We start from the raw sequence: 18086 nt of genomic DNA on the forward strand, positions 1-18086 counted from the left end.
GTGATCCTGTTCCCGGCCATCGACCTCAAGGACGGTAAATGCGTGCGCCTGAAGCACGGCGACATGGCGACCGCGACGATCTACAATGACGATCCGGCGGCACAGGCCCGAGCCTTCGAAGAGCAGGGGTTCGAATGGCTGCACGTTGTCGACCTCAATGGCGCCTTCAAGGGCCAGAGCGTCAACAGCGCGGCGGTCGGCGCCATCCTCAAGGCGACGAAGAACCCGGTTCAGCTCGGCGGCGGCATCCGCACGATTGCGCAGATCGAGGACTGGCTCGACCGCGGGCTTGCCCGGGTCATTCTCGGCACTGTCGCGGTGCGCGATCCCGATCTGGTCAGGCAGGCCTGCAAGGCGTTTCCGGGAAAGATCGCCGTCGGCATCGACGCCAAGGGCGGCAAGGTGGCGGTCGAGGGCTGGGCCGAGGCCTCCAGCCTCGGCGTCATCGAACTGGCAAAAAAATTCGAGGGCGCCGGCATCGCCGCCATCATCTACACCGACATCGACCGCGATGGGGTGCTGACCGGTATCAACTGGGACGCCACCATCGATCTCGCCGAGGCGGTGTCGATCCCGGTGATCGCTTCGGGAGGCCTCGCCTCGATCGCCGACATCGTGCGCATGACCATGCCGGATGCGCGCAAACTCGAAGGCGCCATCTCCGGCCGTGCGCTCTATGACGGCCGCATCGATCCGGCAGAGGCGCTGGCGATCCTGGCGTCTGGTCCGGAGAAGGCGAGGGGACGATGAAACTCTCGATCATCCTCGCACCCTATGACAGCGGCCACTATCACGGCGGCTGCGGCCAGGGGCCAGATGCACTCGTCACCGGCGGGCTGGTCGAAGCCATGACGCTGGCCGGTCACGACATCGCCGTCAAGGATATCGGCAAGGTCGGCGACACGCAGGAGCGCGAAATTGCAACGGGCTTCGCGGTCTGCAATGCCGTTGCAACCGAAGTTCGGGCTGCCCGTGACAATGGCCGGTTTCCCATCGTTCTTGCAGGCAACTGCCTGACCTGCGCTGGCGCGGTCGCCGGCGAGGACGCCGATGCGATCATCTGGGCCGACCAGCATGGCGACCTCAACACGCCTGAAACATCGATATACGGCTTTCTCGACGGTATGGCGCTGGCAACGGTGCTCGGACTTTGCTGGCGGCCAATGGCGTCGGCCATTCCTGGCTTCCATGCCATCGATCCGTCCCGCTGCGTCCTGGTCAATGCCCGTGACCTTGACCCGGCCGAAAGGCTGTTGCTGGAGACGCTGCCGGTCATTCGAACGGAATGCCCGGACGCAGCCAAAGCCGCTGAACGGCTAAAGGCAGCAGGCTCGGTCCGGGCGCATATGCATCTCGATCTGGATGTTCACGACCCGCAGGACCTGCAAGCCAACCGCTATACCCATCCGGGTGGGCCGGGACCGGACCAGCTGCGCGAGGCGGTCTGCGTCATGGCGCGTTCATTGCCCATCTCAGGCGTGACCATTTCGGCCTTTGATCCGGCATTCGATGCGCAGGCGGATGTGCCGCCGCTGGTCGGCCGCTTGCTCACCGATCTGCTCGCAACAGTGGAGAGCCGCTGATGCTGAAGGCCCGCGTCATCCCCTGTCTCGACGTCAAGAATGGCCGTGTCGTCAAGGGCGTCAATTTCGTCGACCTGGTCGATGCCGGCGATCCGGTCGAGGCGGCCAAGGCCTATGATGCCGCCGGCGCCGACGAACTCTGCTTTCTCGACATCACCGCTTCATCGGACAATCGCGAAACCATCTTCGATGTCGTCGCCCGCACCGCCGAGCAATGCTTCATGCCGCTGACGGTCGGCGGCGGCGTTCGCCAGGTCGCCGACATCAGGAAGTTGCTGCTGGCCGGCGCCGACAAGGTGTCGATCAACACGGCGGCGGTGAAAAACCCGGATTTCGTCACCGAAGCCGCCGACAAGTTCGGCAACCAGTGCATCGTGGTCGCCATCGACGCCAAGAAAGTCTCCGGCAAGGGCGAGGCTGACCGCTGGGAGATCTTCACCCATGGCGGCCGCGAAAAGACCGGCATCGACGCGGTCGAATTCGCTCAGCGGATGGTCGAACGCGGCGCCGGCGAGATCCTTTTGACCTCGATGGATCGCGACGGCACCAAGGCCGGCTACGACATTGCCCTGACCCGCGCGGTAGCCGACGCGGTGCGCGCACCGGTCATCGCTTCCGGTGGCGTCGGTACGCTCGATCACATGGTCAAAGGCATTCGCGACGGCCACGCAGGTGCGGTGCTGGCGGCGTCGATCTTCCATTTCGGCACATACTCCATCGCCGAGGCCAAGGCGCATATGGCCAGAGCCGGCCTGCCTATGCGGCTGGACTCGTCCGTTGATCGGTCGTAAGCATGGTCGCGAAAAGAGCGAACCGGTTTTCGGAAAAGATCATTCTTAAACAAGCAGATAGATGACGCGCATGGCTGAGTTTTCGCTGTCCGATCTGGAGAAAATCATCAGGGAACGCGCCCATTCCGGCGACCCGGATTCATGGACGGCGAAGCTGTTCGCCAAAGGCATCGACAAGGCCGCGCAGAAGCTTGGCGAAGAGGCGGTCGAAACGGTGATCGCGGCCGTCCGCAGCGACAAAAAGGCTCTCGTTTCGGAAAGTGCTGATCTTATGTATCATTGGCTCGTCGTGCTCGGCATCGCAGGTGTTCCGCTAAGCGACGTGCTCAACGAGCTCGAAGCCCGCACCGGGCGTTCGGGCATCGCCGAAAAGGCGTCTCGGCAGGACCGGGGCTAATTGCTGCGGAGGGCAGGAAACTCGATGGACCAGCTCGCTCCCACCGAGAAGTATTCGCCCTATCGTTTCTTCTCGGCTGAGCAATGGTCGCAGTTTCGCGCCGACACGCCGCTGACGCTCAGCGAAGATGAAATCAATCGCCTGCGCTCGCTGAACGATCCGGTCGATCTCCAAGAGGTCAAGCGCATCTATCTCTCGCTGTCGCGACTTTTGTCGGCGCATGTCGAGGCCAGTCAGCTCCTGTTCCGGCAACGGCAGGTTTTTTTCAACGCGCAGGATGTGGTCAAGACGCCGTTCATCATCGGCATTGCCGGCTCCGTCGCGGTCGGCAAATCGACCACGGCGCGCGTGCTCAAGGAATTGCTGGCGCGCTGGCCCTCGAGCCCCAAGGTCGATCTCGTCACCACCGACGGCTTCCTCTTGCCGAACGAGATCCTGCGCCGCGACAATCTGATGGAACGAAAAGGCTTCCCGGACAGCTATGATGTCGGGGCGCTGCTGCGTTTCCTGTCCGGCATCAAGTCGGCGCAGCGCAATGTCCGCGCGCCCGTCTATTCGCACCTGACCTATGACGTCATTCCGGGCGAGTTTCAGACCATCGACCGGCCGGACATATTGATCTTCGAGGGCATCAACGTCCTGCAGCCGGGCAAGCTGCCGAAGGACGGCAAGATCGTGCCGTTCCTGTCGGACTTCTTCGACTTCGCCATCTATATCGATGCCGAGGAAGAGCTGATCCACCAATGGTATATCCAGCGCTTCATGCGGCTGCGCGAGACCGCTTTCCGCAACCCGGACTCCTTCTTCCACCGCTATTCGCAGCTTTCGCAAGGAGCGGCCCGCGCCATCGCCGAAGGCCTGTGGGCCAACATCAACCTGAAGAACCTGCGCGAGAATATCCTGCCGACCAGGGCCCGTGCCGACCTCATCTTGCGCAAGGGCGCCAATCATCTGGTCGAGGAAGTAGCGCTGAGGAAATTGTAGCGGCGTCGGTTAACGGCGCCTTAGCCTATCGCGATTAGCTTTCGACCTCCAGCGGTCTGTGACCAATATGCCTGCAACGCGCCTGCCTGACATTTCCGCCTGGCGCACCACATTTGCGCCGCGCCGGTTGCTGAAATTTGCTTCGGTCGGACTTGCCGCTACGGTCGTCTACGCGCTTTGCGCCAGCCTCTTTACCAGTGCCGGGTCGAGATATCTGTCGCCGGCCATGGCCTCCCTCGCCGCCTATGCGGTCGCGGCGATATTCTCCTATCTCGGCCACAAGTTCTTCACCTTTATGTCGGCCGGTTCGCATCGCTTCGAGGCGCCGCGTTTCGCTGTGCTGACCGGGTGCGGCCTTGCCGTTGCCTATCTCCTGCCAGCGCTTCTCGTCGGGCAATTCGGCCTGCCCGTCTCGGTTCCGATACTGCTCACCTGCATTCTCATTCCCGTGGTCAACTTTGTCGTTCTCGATCGTTGGATCTTTTCCGGCCGCTCCACGGCACGCCAGGACAAGTGACCGGCGGTGAAACGCTAGCCAGGCAGCGTCACCCGCCGCAGCGTCAGATTGATCCGCCCGCCATTCCTGAGCAGTGCCGAGGTCGACGGATAGATGCGGTCGACACCGTGAAAGCTGAGGCGGCCTTCTCCGCCAAGCACCACGACATCGCCGCTCTTCAGCCTGAACGACTTCGTGCCGCCTTCACGCGTATTCTGACCGACCCTGAACAGGCAATCGTCGCCCAGTGAAACGGAGACGACCGGTGCCGAGAAATCGGTCTCGTCGCGGTCCTGGTGAAGACCCATCTTCGCGTCCTGCGCATAGAAATTGACCAGGCAGGCCTCCGGCGCATGCGGATAGGCCGACACCGCGCGCCACAGCTCCATCAGCACATCGGGGATCGGCGGCCACGGCGTGCCGGTCACCGGGTGCGTCGGCTGGTAGCGATAGCCGCGCTCCTTGTCGGTGACCCAGCCGAGCGGCCCGCAATTGGTCATGCGCACGCTCATCTCCTTGCCGGTGCGCGGCATCGCCGGCACGAACAGGGGAGCCTCCTGCACGACCCGTCTCACTTCCTCGACCAGCGCCTCTTGCACCGAGCGCGACAGGTAGCCGGGCATGTGGCGAACGCCTTTGGGTAAAACGAGCATCAGCTTGGTCGCTTCATCGGGTTCATCTGGCGAACAATGCCACCAACAAACAGAAACGGCGACCCGAAAGCCGCCGTTCTTCTCGAGTTTGCGATTGCTCAGAGACTGTTTCGAAATTCGCTCCGGCGAGTCATATGGTGGTGGTTTCGAGAACCGGAGCGCAGCGGACATTTGGGTCCGTGAGCTTCGCGCATGACCCCGAAAATCGAAATCGATTTTCGGAAAGGATCATGCGCAGATTCAAAGTGCTGCAGCGTCCTTTGCGCGTCCAAGACGCGCGGCGCTGCAGTAAGCGCAGAAAACGCCATCAGATGGCCGCCGGAGTAAAGTTCCCAAACGGTCTCTTAGTCGAGGTCCGGTATGCGCAGGACCTGCCCCGGATAGATCTTGTCCGGATGCGCCAGCATCGGCTTGTTGGCCTCGAAGATGATGTTGTTCTTCGCGCCCTTGCCCTTGCCATAGCTCTTCTCGGCAATCTTCCACAGGTTGTCGCCTTTCTTGACCGTATAAAAGGTCGGTTCCTTGGCCGGCGTCGCGGGCGCGTTGGATTCGGGTGTGGCGACCTGCAATTCGTCCGCCTGCACCTTGGACACGCCAAGCGTGTTGCCGACGGCGATGACGGCCTTTTCGAAGATCGACTGGTCCTTGACCACGCCTTTCAGGACGGCCGTGTCGCCCTTGACGACGACTTCCACATTATCGGTGCCGAGGTCGTGCGAATCGAGTTCCTTCTTCAGCGTATCGGCGGTCGGCTCCGCCTCATCGCCGCCGAAGCCAAGCTTCTTGCCGACGCCCTTGACGAAATCAAACATGCCCATCTGTGGTCTCCCTTGCTGTGGCCGATATCGAACTTGCCATCTGCAACTTTGAATTGGAAGCCGTTTCGGCCGCGTCTCGCTAATCGTCAGCCACCCGGCCACGCAGCTTTTTCACCGTCGACCGCCCGGCTTTCGTCTTGAGGCGGCGTTCGACCGCGCCTTTCGACGGCCTCGTCTTCTTGCGCGGTGGCGGCGGTGGCTCGGCGGCCTTGGCCACAAGCGCTGTCAGCCTTGACCGCGCGTCCGCCCGGTTCTGCTCCTGCGTGCGAAAACGCCCGGCCTCGATGACGATGACGCCGTCCTTGGTGGCGCGCTGGCCGGCAAGCTTTATGGTCCGCGCGCGCACGCGTTCCGACAGGCCCGGCGCATTGGCCGCATCGAAGCGCAACTGCACCGCCGTCGCCACCTTGTTGACGTTCTGGCCGCCCGGGCCGGAAGAGCGGATGAAATCCTCGTGCAGGTCATCCGGATGGATCACCGCATCGTCGGCAATAATGATCTTGTCGTCGGCATTCATGCCGCAGTCATGGCGCGGCAAATGGAAAAAGAAAAGGCCCGATCCCCGGGTCGGGCCTTTGCAACGCGTTCAGTCTGCCTGAAGCGTTTACTCGGCGGCTTCCTGCAGGCGCGGTGCCGCGCCCAACACCGTGGCGTCGACATGGATCTCGAATTTTTCGAAATTGACGGCGAACATGCCGACCAGCCTGGCCGCTTGCCGGTCATAGGCCGACGTATCGGTCCAGGTCGTTCTCGGATCGAGAATGGCTGGATCGACGCCCGCGACCGCCACCGGCACCTCGAAGCCGAAATTGGCGTCGGTGCGGAAATCGGCCGTCTTCAGCGAGCCGTTGAGGGCGGCGGCAAGCAACGCCCGCGTCGCCTTGATCGGCATCCGCTTGCCGGTGCCGTAGGCGCCTCCGGTCCAGCCGGTGTTGACCAGCCAGCAATCGACGCCGTGGTGGGCGATCAGCTCGCGCAGCAGATTGCCGTATTCCGATGGATGGCGCGGCATGAACGGTGCGCCGAAACAGGTCGAGAACGTCGCTTCGGGTTCGGTCACGCCCTTTTCGGTTCCCGCCACCTTGGCGGTATAGCCGGAGAGGAAATGGTACATCGCCTGCGCCGGCGTCAGCCGCGCGATCGGCGGCATCACGCCGAAGGCGTCGGCGGTCAGCATGATAATGTTCTTCGGATGGTTGGCACGCCCCGTCCTGCTGGCATTGGCAATGAAGTCGAGCGGGTAGGCGCAACGGGTATTCTCGGTCAGCCTGCCATCGTCGAAATCCGGCACGCGAGCCGCGTCGAGCACGACATTCTCCAGCACGGTGCCGAAGCGCTGGGTGGTTGCGAAGATCTCCGGCTCGGCTTCCGCCGAAAGCTTTATCGTCTTGGCATAGCAGCCGCCTTCGAAATTGAAGATGCCGTGCGGACCCCAGCCGTGCTCGTCGTCGCCGACCAGCACACGCGAGGGATCGGCCGACAGCGTCGTCTTGCCGGTTCCCGACAGGCCGAAGAAAATGGCGGCGTTGCCGTCGGCACCTTCATTGGCCGAGCAATGCATCGGCATGACGCCCTTCGCCGGCAACAAATAGTTGAGCACGGTAAACACCGACTTCTTCATTTCGCCGGCATAGGAAGTGCCGCCGATCAGCACGATCATGCGCGAGAAATCGACGGCGATCACCGTTTCGGTGCGGGTGCCGTGGCGGATCGGGTCGGCGCGGAAAGACGGCAGGTCGATGATCGTCATGTCGGGCACGAAGTACTCGAGTTCGGCGGTCCGCGGGCGGATCAGCAGGTTGCGGATGAACAGCGAGTGCCAGGCAAGCTCCGTGATGACCCTGGTCGGCAGTTTCAGGTTCTCGTCGGCGCCGCCGACCAGGTCCTGCACATAAAGGTCCTTGTCTGCCGCATGCGCGCGGAAATCGGCAAGCAGCGTGTCGAACTGCGCCGGCGAGATCGCCTTGTTGTTGTCCCACCACACATGCGGCTCGGTGGCGACATCGCGCACGATGAATTTGTCCTTGGGCGAGCGTCCGGTGTGCTGTCCGGTCTCGGCGACGAGCGCGCCATGCGCGGTGAGGCGGGCCTCCCCGCGGCGGATCGCTTCCTCATAAAGGGCGGGCGCCTCGAAATTGTAGCGCACCATGCCTGAGGTCCTCAGGCCGATTCGATCGATCGGGTATGCTGGATTGCGTTTGCCGGCTTCCGACATGAGTGTCCCTTCTTCGATTTGCCGCATCGTGGCCGGCGAATTTCCGGAACCCAGAACAGGGCTTTAAGGGTGAAAACCAGAAAAGACGAATGATATCAAATCATTAATCGATTTAAAAATTTTGAAAGTTGTTTAAATCGTTTATATGTGCGAAAAGTTCGGCAGTTGCCCAAAGGATTGGCGATCGCTGTTCGTCCAATCCATATCGAGGTGCTGTTGTGGCCGCCGCCATGCCGCTGGTGACAGCGAACGAAGCCTATGCCACATTTTGTACCTAATTTGTCCTGCAAAAGCCCCTTCTCTACCTAAAGAAGGGACAGCTCATGAGGGAGCCGCTTGAAATGGCAACAATCGCGCTTGTCGACGACGACCGCAACATTCTGACGTCGGTGTCGATCGCCCTTGAGTCGGAGGGATATCGCGTCGAGACCTACACGGATGGGGCGTCGGCGCTGGAAGGTCTGGCGGCGCGTCCGCCGAATCTTGCCATCCTCGACATCAAGATGCCACGCATGGACGGCATGGAGCTCCTGCGCCGGATGCGTCAGAAATCCGACCTGCCGGTGATCTTCCTGACCTCCAAGGACGACGAGATCGACGAGCTTTTCGGCCTCAAGATGGGCGCCGACGACTTCATCCGCAAACCTTTCTCGCAGCGTCTTCTGGTCGAGCGGGTCCGCGCCGTGCTGCGCCGGGCCAGCGCCCGCGAGGCGGCGGCCAAGACGCCCAACCAGCAGGCCCGCTCGCTCGAGCGCGGCCAGCTTGTCATGGACCAGGAGCGCCACACCTGCACCTGGAAGGGCGAGCCGGTGACGCTGACCGTCACCGAATTCCTGATCCTGCATTCGTTGGCTCAGCGTCCCGGCGTGGTAAAAAGCCGTGATGCGCTGATGGATTCGGCCTATGATGAGCAGGTCTATGTCGATGACCGCACCATCGACAGTCACATCAAGCGGCTGCGCAAGAAGTTCAAGGCCGTCGATGATGACTTCGAGATGATCGAAACCCTTTACGGAGTCGGATACCGGTTCCGCGAAGCATGAATAGGCAGTAGGCAGTAGGGAATAGTCGGTAGTCAGTTTTGAATGGTGCGAGCGGCCACTCATGCATCGCCGCCATCTCAGCCAACCATTTCTCTCTTTCCTACTGCCTACTCACTACTCACTAATTACTAAGCAGGGAACTGCTATTCGATGGCAGTGGACGTAGAGCGGATTAGAAGGGCGGGCGCTGCCAGGCGCCCGTCGCGGATTCTGCCGGCATTCCTGTCGAAAATCACGGTGCCGATGCGCCGGTTCCTCGGCCATCATATCTTTTCCAGCCTGACGCGGCGCATCCTCTTTCTCAACCTAGCCGGCCTGGCCGTGCTGGTCACCGGCATTCTCTACCTCAATACGTTCCGCGACGGGCTGATCGATGCCCGGGTCGAAAGCTTGATGACGCAGGGCGAGATCATCGCTGGCGCGATCGCGGCTTCGGCCACGGTCGAGACCGATTCGATCAGCATCGATCCGGAAAAGCTGCTCGAACTGCAAGCCGGCGAAAGCCTTGGCCCCGGCTCTGACCAGCTCGACAATCTGGATTTCCCGATCAATCCGGAGCGCGTCGCGCCTGTGCTGAGAAGGCTGATCTCGCCGACGCGCACGCGCGCCCGCATCTACGACCGCGACGCCAACCTGTTGCTCGATTCCCGCCATCTCTATTCGCGCGGCCAGATCCTTCGCTACGACCTGCCGCCGGTCGAACAGGAAGAGCCCGACCTTGTCGAGCGCATCCAGAAATTCGTCTTCGACTTCTTCCGCAACACCGAATTGCCGGTCTACCACGAGCAGCCGGGCGGCAATGGCGCGGCATTTCCGGAGGTGGTCAAGGCGCTCACCGGCAGCCCGTCGACCATTGTGCGGATTTCCGAACAGGGCGAGCAGATCGTTTCGGTCGCCGTGCCGATCCAGCGCTTCCGCGCTGTGCTTGGCGTGCTGATGCTGTCGACCGAAGGCGGCGACATCGACAAGATCGTCGCGGCCGAGCGCAAGGCGATCCTGCGCGTCTTCGGCATCGCTGCCCTCGTCACCGCCATCCTGTCGATGCTTTTGGCCTCGACCATCGCCAACCCGCTGCGCCGGCTGTCTGCTGCGGCGGTCAGGGTGCGGCGTGGCGTCAAGAACCGCGAGGAAATCCCGGACTTCTCCGACCGTCAGGACGAGATCGGCAATCTGTCGATCGCCGTGCGCGACATGACCAACGCGCTCTATGCCCGTATCGAAGCGATCGAGAGTTTCGCGGCCGACGTCTCGCACGAGCTGAAGAACCCGCTCACCTCGCTGCGCAGCGCGGTGGAAACCTTGCCGCTGGCCAAGAACGACAATTCGCGCGGCCGGCTGATGGAGATCATCCAGCACGATGTGCGCCGCCTGGACCGTCTCATCACCGATATTTCCGATGCTTCCCGCCTCGACGCCGAGCTGGCGCGGGAAGACGCGGGAACCGTGGATCTGAAGAAATTCATCACCGACCTCGTCGCCGTGTCGCGTGAAACCACGCGCAACAAGAAGTCGGTCGAGATCGAGCTCAAGGTCGCCAAGCTGCCGCAGGGCGTCAAAGGCTACTTTGTCACCGGCCATGATCTGAGGATCGGCCAGGTCATCACCAACCTGATCGAGAATGCCCGCTCCTTCGTTCCCGAGGAGCGCGGCCACATCGCTATTTCGCTGGAGCGTGCCGGCAAGGTCAACATCGTCACCATCGACGACAATGGTCCCGGCATCCGGGCCGACAACATCGACCGCATCTTCGAACGCTTCTACACCGATCGGCCCGCCGGCGAGGCGTTCGGCCAGAATTCCGGCCTTGGCCTGTCGATATCCAGGCAGATCGTCGAAGCTCATGGTGGCACGCTGACCGCCGAGAACATCCCGGGCACCAAGCCCGGCGAGATCAAGGGCGCGCGCTTCGTCGTCACGCTGCCGGCCGAAGGCTGAAGCATGATCCCAAAAAGTGGGAACCGGTTTTTGGACAAGATCATGCTTGATTCAAAAGCATGAACGCTGAAAACATTCACGGCACGGCGATCTTGATCGGTGAGCGCGGCGTCCTCATCACCGGGCCGTCCGGCTCGGGCAAGACGACGCTGGCGCTGACACTCCTGGACCATTGCCGTGTGCGCGGGCTGTTTTCGCGGCTTATCGGCGACGACAGGCTGCTCGCCATGGCCCACGCCGGGCGGCTGGTCTGTCGCGTGCCGGCGACCATCGCCGGTCTCGCCGAAGTACCCGGGTTCATGCCGCGCCCGCTGCCGTTCGAGCCGGGTGGAGTGATCGACCTGCATGTCCGGCTGGTGCCAAAGGCAGAAATGGCCCGTTTCCAAGAGGAAATCAGCGAGCCGGTGGCAGGCTGTCCGGTGCCGCGCATCGACCTTGCCGAGCGCAACGCCGCCACGGCCCTGCCGGCGGTGATGGCGAGGCTCTCCATCGCGCCTTTTTTATGATCTGGTTTCGATTTTTTGCTGCAATGCGTCAAAATGGTCCGGGCTGGCGCAATTTTGGGCTTGTCAACGCGCCTCGCGTCGACAAGATAGCGCTCCCGCCGCCTGGGATGGCCGGCGAGCATAAAATGCGCCTGTGAAGCGGCGATGACGGGAGCCACCAACGCATGATCGGACTCGTGCTTGTAACGCACGGTCAACTGGCCGCCGAGTTCCGCCATGCCGTGGAACATGTCGTCGGGCCACAAGACAATTTCGAGACCGTGGCGATCGGCGCCGAAGACGATATGGAGCAGCGCCGCCGCGACATTGTCGATGCCGTTGCCCGCGTCGACACGGGAGCGGGCGTCATCGTTTTGACCGACATGTTCGGTGGTACGCCCTCCAATCTTGCCATTTCGGTGATGGAGTCCGGCCGCACCGAGGTCATTGCCGGCATGAACCTGCCGATGCTGATCAAGCTGTCCAGCATTCGCAAAGGCGACAACATGACGGCCGCGCTCGACGAGGCGCAGGCCGCCGGCCGCAAATATATCAACGTCGCCAGCCAGCTCCTGAGCAGCAAATGAACGCGCTGTCGTCCGAAAAGGATGAGATCGTCCGCGACTTTCCGATCGTTAACCAGCGCGGCCTGCACGCCCGCGCGTCCGCGAAATTCGTTCAGGTCGCCAGCGGCTTCAATGCCACGGTCCGTGTCGAGAAGGATGGCGTCAAGGTCGGCGGCACGTCGATCATGGGCCTGATGATGCTGGCGGCGAGCCCCGGCCTCTCGATCCGCGTCACCGCCAGCGGTCCGCAGGCCGCGGAGGTCATCGACGCGCTGGAGCAACTGGTGGCTTCTCGCTTCGGCGAGGAGGTCTGACAAGACATGCACGGATAAAGATTTCTTTATATCCCATTGTCGTGCGATCGGCGATCTGCTAGTCAAGCCGGCACTTCGCGCCCTTCGACGCCTTCCGGCGCGGGCGCACTCGTAAAACAATTCTTGATCGGAGCACTGCCATGACGGGTAGCAAGGACTATGTGGTCGCCGACATTTCGCTTGCCGGCTGGGGCCGCAAGGAAATCGAGATCGCCGAAACCGAAATGCCGGGTCTTATGGCCTGCCGCGAGGAATTCGGCAAGGCAAAGCCGCTCAAGGGCGCGCGCATCACCGGCTCGCTGCACATGACCATCCAGACGGCGGTGCTGATCGAAACGCTGAAGGCGCTCGGCGCTGATATCCGCTGGGCCTCCTGCAACATCTTCTCGACCCAGGACCACGCCGCAGCGGCCATTGCCGAAGCCGGCATTCCGGTCTTCGCCGTCAAGGGCGAAACGCTTGAAGACTATTGGGTCTACACCGACAAGATCTTCCAGTGGGCCGATGGCGGCACCTCCAACATGATCCTCGACGATGGCGGTGACGCCACCATGTACATCCTGATCGGCGCCCGTGCCGAGGCCGGCGAGGACGTGCTGTCCAATCCAGGCAGCGAGGAAGAAGAAATCCTGTTTGCCCAGATCAAGAAGCGCATGAAGGCCTCACCCGGCTTCTTCACCAAGCAGAAGGAAGCGATCCGCGGCGTCACCGAAGAGACGACGACCGGTGTCAACCGGCTCTACCAGCTGCAGAAGAAGGGCCTGCTGCCGTTCCCGGCCATCAACGTCAACGATTCCGTGACCAAGTCGAAATTCGACAACAAGTATGGCTGCAAGGAATCGCTGGTCGACGGTATTCGCCGCGGCACCGACACCATGATGGCCGGCAAGGTCGCGGTCGTCTGCGGCTATGGCGACGTCGGCAAGGGCTCCTCGGCGTCGCTGAAGGGCGCCGGCGCCCGCGTCAAGGTCACAGAGGTCGACCCGATCTGCGCATTGCAGGCGGCGATGGACGGTTTCGAGGTGGTTACGCTCGAAGATGCAGCCCCGACCGCCGACATCGTCATCACCACCACCGGCAACAAGGACGTCGTCACCCTCGACCATATGCGGTCGTTCAAGGACATGGCGATCGTCGGCAACATCGGCCACTTCGACAATGAGATCCAGGTCGCCTCGCTGCGCAATCTGAAGTGGACCAACATCAAGCCGCAGGTCGACCTGATCACCTTCCCGGACGGCAAGCGGATGATCCTTCTGTCGGAAGGCCGCCTGCTCAACCTCGGCAACGCCACCGGCCATCCGAGCTTCGTCATGTCGGCGTCCTTCACCAATCAGGTGCTGGCGCAAATCGAGCTCTACACCAAGCCCGGCCAGTACGAGAACCAGGTCTATGTCCTGCCCAAGCATCTCGATGAAAAGGTCGCGCGCCTGCATCTCGACAAGCTCGGCGCCCGCCTCACCGAACTGTCGGGCGAACAGGCCGCCTATATCGGCGTGACCCCGCAGGGGCCGTTCAAGCCGGAACACTACCGCTATTAACCACAGCGCAAATTGCCACTAGATATTGAAGCCGGGCGATTGACTTTTCGCCCGGCTTATTTTTTGCGCGGTTTGATTCTTCACGCCGATTCGCGCAAGCGCTATGGTGCTGATTCGCGGTCCGGGGACGAGGGCCGACGCACGCATCGGGCCGGTCGCGGCGAAGAGGACCAAGACATGCCGGGGGATTACCCGCCTTGCGCGGGACAGGCCGTTTCCGGCGGCCGTAACGATTCGGGTATCACGGGCTCCGCTGCCGGAAGCGGCGGCCTCTTGTGGCGCGCTGGCATTCGCGTCGCCACGTTGCTTTCTTCCTCCACCCTTGCCGGGCCGCTGCTTGCTTTTGCGGCGCACGCTGAAACCGCCGGCGCGCGCAAGGCCGGGCTGCCGGTCAGCACGGTCGAGGTCATGCAGCTCGCCGTGTTCGTCGGCGTTATGGGTGCTGCGCTCCTGTCGGCCATCGTTCTGATTCGCGAGCGGGCCCGCACCTCGGCCGAGAATCTCCGGCTCAGGACCCGTATCGCCGATGTCAACGCGGCGCTGCAGCGGTCCGAGGCGCTGCTCAACACGCGCGACCAGCGCGTGGTCGTATGGACCTCGGAAAACAAGAAGCCCGAAATCATCGGCATGTTGCCGCTCGAGAGCGGCGCCCCGGAAGACCGAGCCGCTTTCCTTGCCTTCGGCCGCTGGTTGATGCCGCGCTCGGCGGCGGCGCTCGAACATGCCGTGGCGGGGTTGCGCGAAAAGGCCAAGCCCTTCGATCTCGTCATCGAATCCCTGGTCGGCGCGCCGCTCCAGGTGCATGGACGCAAGAGCGCGGCACATGTGCTTGTGCGCTTCGTCTCGCTCTCGGAAACGCAGCGCAGCGAGGCCAGGCTGAAGATCGAGAACCAACGCCTCGCCGCCGACTACGACACCATGATAGGTCTTCTCGACGCACTCAACATGCCGTCGTGGCTGCGCACGACCGACGGACGGCTGAAGTGGGTCAACCGCGCCTATGCCGAGGCCGTCGAGGCGCAGAGCGCCGAAGTCGCCGTTCGCGATGCCAAGGAATTCCTGGGCGGCCAGGCGCGCGATGCGATCGCCGCGCAGCACAAATCGCGTCCCGTTTTTCAGCAGACGCTTTCCACCGTGATCGAGGGCGACCGGCGCATGTTCGCCGTGACCGATTTCGCCGGCGCGGACGGTTCGGCGGGTCTTGCCTGCGACACCAGCGCCATCGAAGCCATCCGCGGCGAATATGAACGGACCGTGCAGAGCCACGCCGACACGCTCGACCAGCTCAACACCGCCGTGGCGATCTTCGACACCGACGAGAAATTGCGGTTCTTCAACCAGGCGTTCAGGAAATTATGGGGCCTCGACAGTGGCTTCCTGCACAGCGCTCCCGACAACGCCTTGTTGCTCGACCGGTTGCGCAGCGAGGGCAAGATCGCCGAGCAGCCCGAATGGCGGCGCTGGAAGGAAAGCCTGCTCGGCGCCTATCGCGCGGTCGAGTCGCAGGAGCATTGGTGGCATCTGCCGGACGGCAAGACCATCCGCGTCGTCGCCAATCCGCAGCCCAAGGGCGGCGTCACCTGGGTATTCGAGAATCTGACCGAAAAGATGGATCTCGAAAGCCGTTACCAGACCGCGGTGCGGGTCCAGGGCGAGACGCTCGACAATCTTGCCGAAGGCGTGGCCGTGTTCGGCCCCGACGGCAGGCTCAGACTGTCGAATCCGGCATTCGCAGCACTTTGGCGGCTGGACGCCGACACCGCCAAGCCAAACGTCCACGTCTCCACGATCCGCGATCTCTGCGATCAACGGGCCGCCGACAGTCCCTGGGGCGGGTTCCTCGCCGCCATCACCGGCTTCGACGACGAGCGCCGCGACCGCCATGGCCAGACCGAGCTGAACGACGGCACCGTGCTGCGCTATGCGATGATCCCGCTGCCCAACGGGCAGGTGATGATGACCTTTGTCGACGTCACCGACAGCGTCAATGTCGAGCGGGCCCTGAAGGATAAGAACGAGGCACTGGAGAAATCCGACCAGCTCAAGAACGAGTTCGTGCAGCACGTCTCCTATGAACTGCGCTCGCCGCTCACCAACATCATCGGTTTCACCGAGCTTCTTTCATTGCCGTCGACCGGGCCGTTGAGCCAGAAGCAGCGCGAATATATCGAGCATGTAGGCTCGTCGTCCTCGGTTCTGCTCACCATCGTCAACGACATCCTCGATCTGGCGACGGTGGACGCCGGCATCATGCAGCTCGACATCTCCGAGGTTCACATCGACCGGACCATCGCTGCCGCCGCCGAGCTGGTCGCCGACCGGCTGGAGGAGCATTCGATCCGGCTCAAGATCGACGCGGCCGCGGCGCCTAAAACCTTCCATGGCGACGAGATCCGCATCCGCCAGATCCTCTACAACCTGCTGAGCAACGCTGCGAATTACGCTCCGGAGGCGAGCACCATCACGCTCGCCTGCCGCCAGCTTGCCGAAGGCGTGGAATTCTCCGTTCATGACGACGGTCCTGGCATGCCGCCGGATCTGCTCGATTCGGTCTTCCGCCGTTTCGAACCGCGCACCAATGGCGGTCGCCGGCGCGGCGCCGGCCTTGGCCTGTCGATCGTCAAGAGCTTTGTCGAACTGCATGGCGGCAGCGTCCGCATCGAGACCGGCAAGGACAAGGGCACCACCGTCATCTGTGCCTTTCCCGACACGCCGTCCGGCATCCGCGCCGCGGCCGAGTAGCGCGCTCGATGGCAGGCACGGTGCTGGAGCGATTTCTCGCCGACGAGGCTGCGACCGCAAGGCTGGGCGAGGATCTGGCCATGTCGCTGCGGCCGGGCGACGTGCTGGCGCTGAAGGGCGATCTCGGCGCCGGCAAGTCGAGTTTGGCGCGGGCGCTGATCAGGACAATGGCCGAGGATGCTGGCCTCGACGTGCCAAGCCCGACCTTCACGCTCGTCCAGAGTTATGAGGCGCGCGTTCCCGTCCATCATTTCGACCTTTATCGCCTGTCCGCCGCGTTCGAGTTGGACGAACTGGGCTTCGACGAGGCTTTGGCGCAAGGTGCCGCCCTGGTCGAATGGCCGGAACGGGCAGGATCCTATCTGCCGAAGACCGCGGTGCTGATCGAACTTGCCCATCAGGGGGAGGGTCGCCTGGCCAGACTGTCGGGACAAGGTGCTGCCTTCGAGCGCGCGGCGCGATCGCTGGCCATGCGCGATTTTCTAACGCAGGCCGGCTGGGGCGACGCGCAAAGACGATATTTTGTCGGCGATGCTTCGGCCCGCTCCTATGAGATCGTCTCGTTGGCCGGGGTACCGCCGCGTGTCCTGATGAACTCGCCAAGGCTGGTGCTCGGGCCACCGGTCCGCGACGGCAAACCCTATGCGGTGATCGCCCATTCCGCCCAATCCGTCACTGCCTTCGTCGCTATTGACAAGGCATTGCTGGCCGCCGGCGTCAGCGTGCCGGAGATCCATGCCGAGGATATCGAGCAAGGCTTTCTGCTGCTCGAACACCTGGGTTCGCAAGGATTTCTCGGCGACCATGGCGAGCCGTTGGTCGAGCGCTATGCGGCCGCGGCCGAACTGCTTGCCATGATGCATGCCAGGGCATGGCCCGATCGCATGGAGGCCGCGCCCGGTATCTTCCATCATGTGCCGCCCTTCGATCGCGACGCCATGCTGATCGAGGCCGATCTTTTGGTCGACTGGTATGTGCCGGCGATATCAGGTGCCCCCGCCAGCGATGCCTTGCGCGCCGGCTATACAAAAGAATGGAATGCGGTCCTCGACCGGCTGAAAGGCCGGGAATACACGCTGATGCTGCGCGATTTCCATTCGCCCAACATCATCTGGCGAGGCGATCGTTCCGGCCATGACCGCCTTGGCATCGTCGATGTCCAGGACGCGCTGATCGGCCCGTCCGCCTATGACGTTGCCTCGCTGGCGATGGATGCCCGCGTCACAGTATCGCCCGACATCGAGAAGCGGACGCTCGATGCCTACATCGCGGCGCGCCACGCGACCGGCGGCTTCGACGAGGAGGCGTTCGTCGAGACCTATGCCATCATGGCGGCGCAGCGCAATTCGAAGATTCTCGGCATTTTCGTGCGGCTCGAAAAGCGTGATGGCAAGCCCTATTATCTCAAGCACTTGCCGCGCATTCGCGACTATCTCAGGCGGGCGCTGGCGCATCCGGCGCTGGCGGGCTTGAGGGATTTCTACGTCGCGCACGGCTTGTTGGAGGAACAGCCGCTGTGACGG

At 62.7% G+C, this 18086-nt stretch carries 18 protein-coding genes; 14 read left to right on the forward strand and 4 right to left on the reverse strand.

The window, feature by feature from the left end:
* From hisA to OHD62_RS02775, 6 genes are all read left to right on the forward strand, one after another.
* Entirely contained in the window at positions 1-750 is a 750-nt protein-coding gene (gene hisA, locus OHD62_RS02750) for a 1-(5-phosphoribosyl)-5-[(5-phosphoribosylamino)methylideneamino]imidazole-4-carboxamide isomerase (RefSeq protein ID WP_263780762.1), read from the forward strand.
* On the forward strand, positions 747-1583 hold the full coding sequence (locus OHD62_RS02755; protein ID WP_263780763.1) for an arginase family protein: 837 nt from the start codon (positions 747-749) through the stop codon (positions 1581-1583). The genes hisA and OHD62_RS02755 overlap by 4 nt, the downstream gene beginning before the upstream one ends.
* Positions 1583-2374, forward strand: coding sequence for an imidazole glycerol phosphate synthase subunit HisF (hisF, locus tag OHD62_RS02760; RefSeq protein WP_263780764.1), 792 nt, complete (start codon positions 1583-1585; stop codon positions 2372-2374). Before OHD62_RS02755 ends, hisF begins: the two co-directional genes overlap by 1 nt.
* 70 nt (positions 2375-2444) lie before the next feature.
* Complete coding sequence (locus tag OHD62_RS02765) at positions 2445-2771, forward strand: phosphoribosyl-ATP diphosphatase (protein ID WP_263780765.1); 327 nt, start codon at positions 2445-2447, stop codon at positions 2769-2771.
* Between the two features lie 24 nt (positions 2772-2795).
* The gene (coaA, locus tag OHD62_RS02770) at positions 2796-3755 is read left to right on the forward strand and encodes a type I pantothenate kinase (protein WP_263780766.1); all 960 of its coding nucleotides are present in this window, start codon (positions 2796-2798) and stop codon (positions 3753-3755) included.
* Between the two features lie 67 nt (positions 3756-3822).
* The gene (locus OHD62_RS02775; RefSeq protein WP_263780767.1) at positions 3823-4272 is read left to right on the forward strand and encodes a GtrA family protein; all 450 of its coding nucleotides are present in this window, start codon (positions 3823-3825) and stop codon (positions 4270-4272) included.
* A gap of 14 nt (positions 4273-4286) precedes the next feature.
* On the opposite strand, the gene OHD62_RS02780 is transcribed toward OHD62_RS02775, so the two are convergent.
* From OHD62_RS02780 to OHD62_RS02795, 4 genes are all read right to left on the reverse strand, one after another.
* Positions 4287-4904 carry an alpha-ketoglutarate-dependent dioxygenase AlkB family protein gene (locus tag OHD62_RS02780; protein WP_263780768.1) on the reverse strand — a complete coding sequence of 206 codons (618 nt, stop codon included), beginning with the start codon at positions 4902-4904 and terminating at the stop codon, positions 4287-4289.
* A gap of 344 nt (positions 4905-5248) precedes the next feature.
* Positions 5249-5722: a peptidoglycan-binding protein LysM gene (gene lysM / locus OHD62_RS02785; RefSeq protein WP_263780769.1), complete on the reverse strand. Its 474-nt coding sequence runs from the start codon at positions 5720-5722 to the stop codon at positions 5249-5251.
* Between the two features lie 79 nt (positions 5723-5801).
* Entirely contained in the window at positions 5802-6239 is a 438-nt protein-coding gene (gene arfB / locus OHD62_RS02790) for an alternative ribosome rescue aminoacyl-tRNA hydrolase ArfB (RefSeq protein WP_263780770.1), read from the reverse strand.
* A gap of 87 nt (positions 6240-6326) precedes the next feature.
* Positions 6327-7937 (reverse strand): phosphoenolpyruvate carboxykinase, encoded by a 1611-nt coding sequence (locus OHD62_RS02795; protein ID WP_263780771.1) that lies wholly within the window; start codon positions 7935-7937, stop codon positions 6327-6329.
* Positions 7938-8278: 341 nt separating this feature from the next.
* On the opposite strand from OHD62_RS02795, the gene OHD62_RS02800 reads away from it, so the two are divergent.
* The 8 genes from OHD62_RS02800 (at position 8279) to tsaE (ending at position 18083) form a co-directional block, all read left to right on the forward strand.
* The gene (locus OHD62_RS02800) at positions 8279-8980 is read left to right on the forward strand and encodes a response regulator transcription factor (RefSeq protein WP_081609615.1); all 702 of its coding nucleotides are present in this window, start codon (positions 8279-8281) and stop codon (positions 8978-8980) included.
* Between the two features lie 150 nt (positions 8981-9130).
* On the forward strand, positions 9131-10915 hold the full coding sequence (locus OHD62_RS02805) for a sensor histidine kinase (protein ID WP_318528587.1): 1785 nt from the start codon (positions 9131-9133) through the stop codon (positions 10913-10915).
* A 59-nt stretch (positions 10916-10974) separates the two neighbouring features.
* On the forward strand, positions 10975-11421 hold the full coding sequence (locus OHD62_RS02810) for an HPr kinase/phosphorylase (RefSeq protein WP_263780773.1): 447 nt from the start codon (positions 10975-10977) through the stop codon (positions 11419-11421).
* Between the two features lie 164 nt (positions 11422-11585).
* Positions 11586-11987 carry a PTS sugar transporter subunit IIA gene (locus OHD62_RS02815; RefSeq protein ID WP_006325638.1) on the forward strand — a complete coding sequence of 134 codons (402 nt, stop codon included), beginning with the start codon at positions 11586-11588 and terminating at the stop codon, positions 11985-11987.
* Complete coding sequence (locus OHD62_RS02820; protein ID WP_263780774.1) at positions 11984-12280, forward strand: HPr family phosphocarrier protein; 297 nt, start codon at positions 11984-11986, stop codon at positions 12278-12280. Before OHD62_RS02815 ends, OHD62_RS02820 begins: the two co-directional genes overlap by 4 nt.
* A 140-nt stretch (positions 12281-12420) precedes the next feature.
* Positions 12421-13821: an adenosylhomocysteinase gene (gene ahcY / locus OHD62_RS02825; RefSeq protein ID WP_107649037.1), complete on the forward strand. Its 1401-nt coding sequence runs from the start codon at positions 12421-12423 to the stop codon at positions 13819-13821.
* A gap of 177 nt (positions 13822-13998) precedes the next feature.
* Positions 13999-16563 carry a sensor histidine kinase gene (locus tag OHD62_RS02830; RefSeq protein ID WP_263780776.1) on the forward strand — a complete coding sequence of 855 codons (2565 nt, stop codon included), beginning with the start codon at positions 13999-14001 and terminating at the stop codon, positions 16561-16563.
* A gap of 8 nt (positions 16564-16571) precedes the next feature.
* Positions 16572-18083, forward strand: a complete 1512-nt coding sequence (gene tsaE / locus OHD62_RS02835; RefSeq protein WP_263780777.1) for a tRNA (adenosine(37)-N6)-threonylcarbamoyltransferase complex ATPase subunit type 1 TsaE — start codon at positions 16572-16574, stop codon at positions 18081-18083.
* Positions 18084-18086: the final 3 nt, after the last annotated feature.

The sequence above is a fragment of the Mesorhizobium sp. YC-39 genome, assembly GCF_025753795.1.
Lineage (GTDB): Bacteria > Pseudomonadota > Alphaproteobacteria > Rhizobiales > Rhizobiaceae > Mesorhizobium.

Excerpts from the sequence above, each read along its gene's own strand:
- arfB (WP_263780770.1), bottom strand. The coding sequence starts at position 6,239 with ATGAATGCCGACGACAAGATCATTATTGCCGACGATGCGGTGATCCAT.
- coaA (WP_263780766.1), top strand. The coding sequence starts at position 2,796 with ATGGACCAGCTCGCTCCCACCGAGAAGTATTCGCCCTATCGTTTCTTC.
- hisF (WP_263780764.1), top strand. The coding sequence starts at position 1,583 with ATGCTGAAGGCCCGCGTCATCCCCTGTCTCGACGTCAAGAATGGCCGT.
- tsaE (WP_263780777.1), top strand. The coding sequence starts at position 16,572 with ATGGCAGGCACGGTGCTGGAGCGATTTCTCGCCGACGAGGCTGCGACC.
- OHD62_RS02810 (WP_263780773.1), top strand. The coding sequence starts at position 10,975 with ATGAACGCTGAAAACATTCACGGCACGGCGATCTTGATCGGTGAGCGC.
- OHD62_RS02820 (WP_263780774.1), top strand. The coding sequence starts at position 11,984 with ATGAACGCGCTGTCGTCCGAAAAGGATGAGATCGTCCGCGACTTTCCG.
- OHD62_RS02780 (WP_263780768.1), bottom strand. The coding sequence starts at position 4,904 with ATGCTCGTTTTACCCAAAGGCGTTCGCCACATGCCCGGCTACCTGTCG.
- OHD62_RS02755 (WP_263780763.1), top strand. The coding sequence starts at position 747 with ATGAAACTCTCGATCATCCTCGCACCCTATGACAGCGGCCACTATCAC.
- ahcY (WP_107649037.1), top strand. The coding sequence starts at position 12,421 with ATGACGGGTAGCAAGGACTATGTGGTCGCCGACATTTCGCTTGCCGGC.
- OHD62_RS02805 (WP_318528587.1), top strand. The coding sequence starts at position 9,131 with ATGGCAGTGGACGTAGAGCGGATTAGAAGGGCGGGCGCTGCCAGGCGC.
- OHD62_RS02795 (WP_263780771.1), bottom strand. The coding sequence starts at position 7,937 with ATGTCGGAAGCCGGCAAACGCAATCCAGCATACCCGATCGATCGAATC.
- lysM (WP_263780769.1), bottom strand. The coding sequence starts at position 5,722 with ATGGGCATGTTTGATTTCGTCAAGGGCGTCGGCAAGAAGCTTGGCTTC.
- OHD62_RS02815 (WP_006325638.1), top strand. The coding sequence starts at position 11,586 with ATGATCGGACTCGTGCTTGTAACGCACGGTCAACTGGCCGCCGAGTTC.
- OHD62_RS02830 (WP_263780776.1), top strand. The coding sequence starts at position 13,999 with ATGCCGGGGGATTACCCGCCTTGCGCGGGACAGGCCGTTTCCGGCGGC.
- OHD62_RS02765 (WP_263780765.1), top strand. The coding sequence starts at position 2,445 with ATGGCTGAGTTTTCGCTGTCCGATCTGGAGAAAATCATCAGGGAACGC.
- OHD62_RS02775 (WP_263780767.1), top strand. The coding sequence starts at position 3,823 with ATGCCTGCAACGCGCCTGCCTGACATTTCCGCCTGGCGCACCACATTT.
- OHD62_RS02800 (WP_081609615.1), top strand. The coding sequence starts at position 8,279 with ATGGCAACAATCGCGCTTGTCGACGACGACCGCAACATTCTGACGTCG.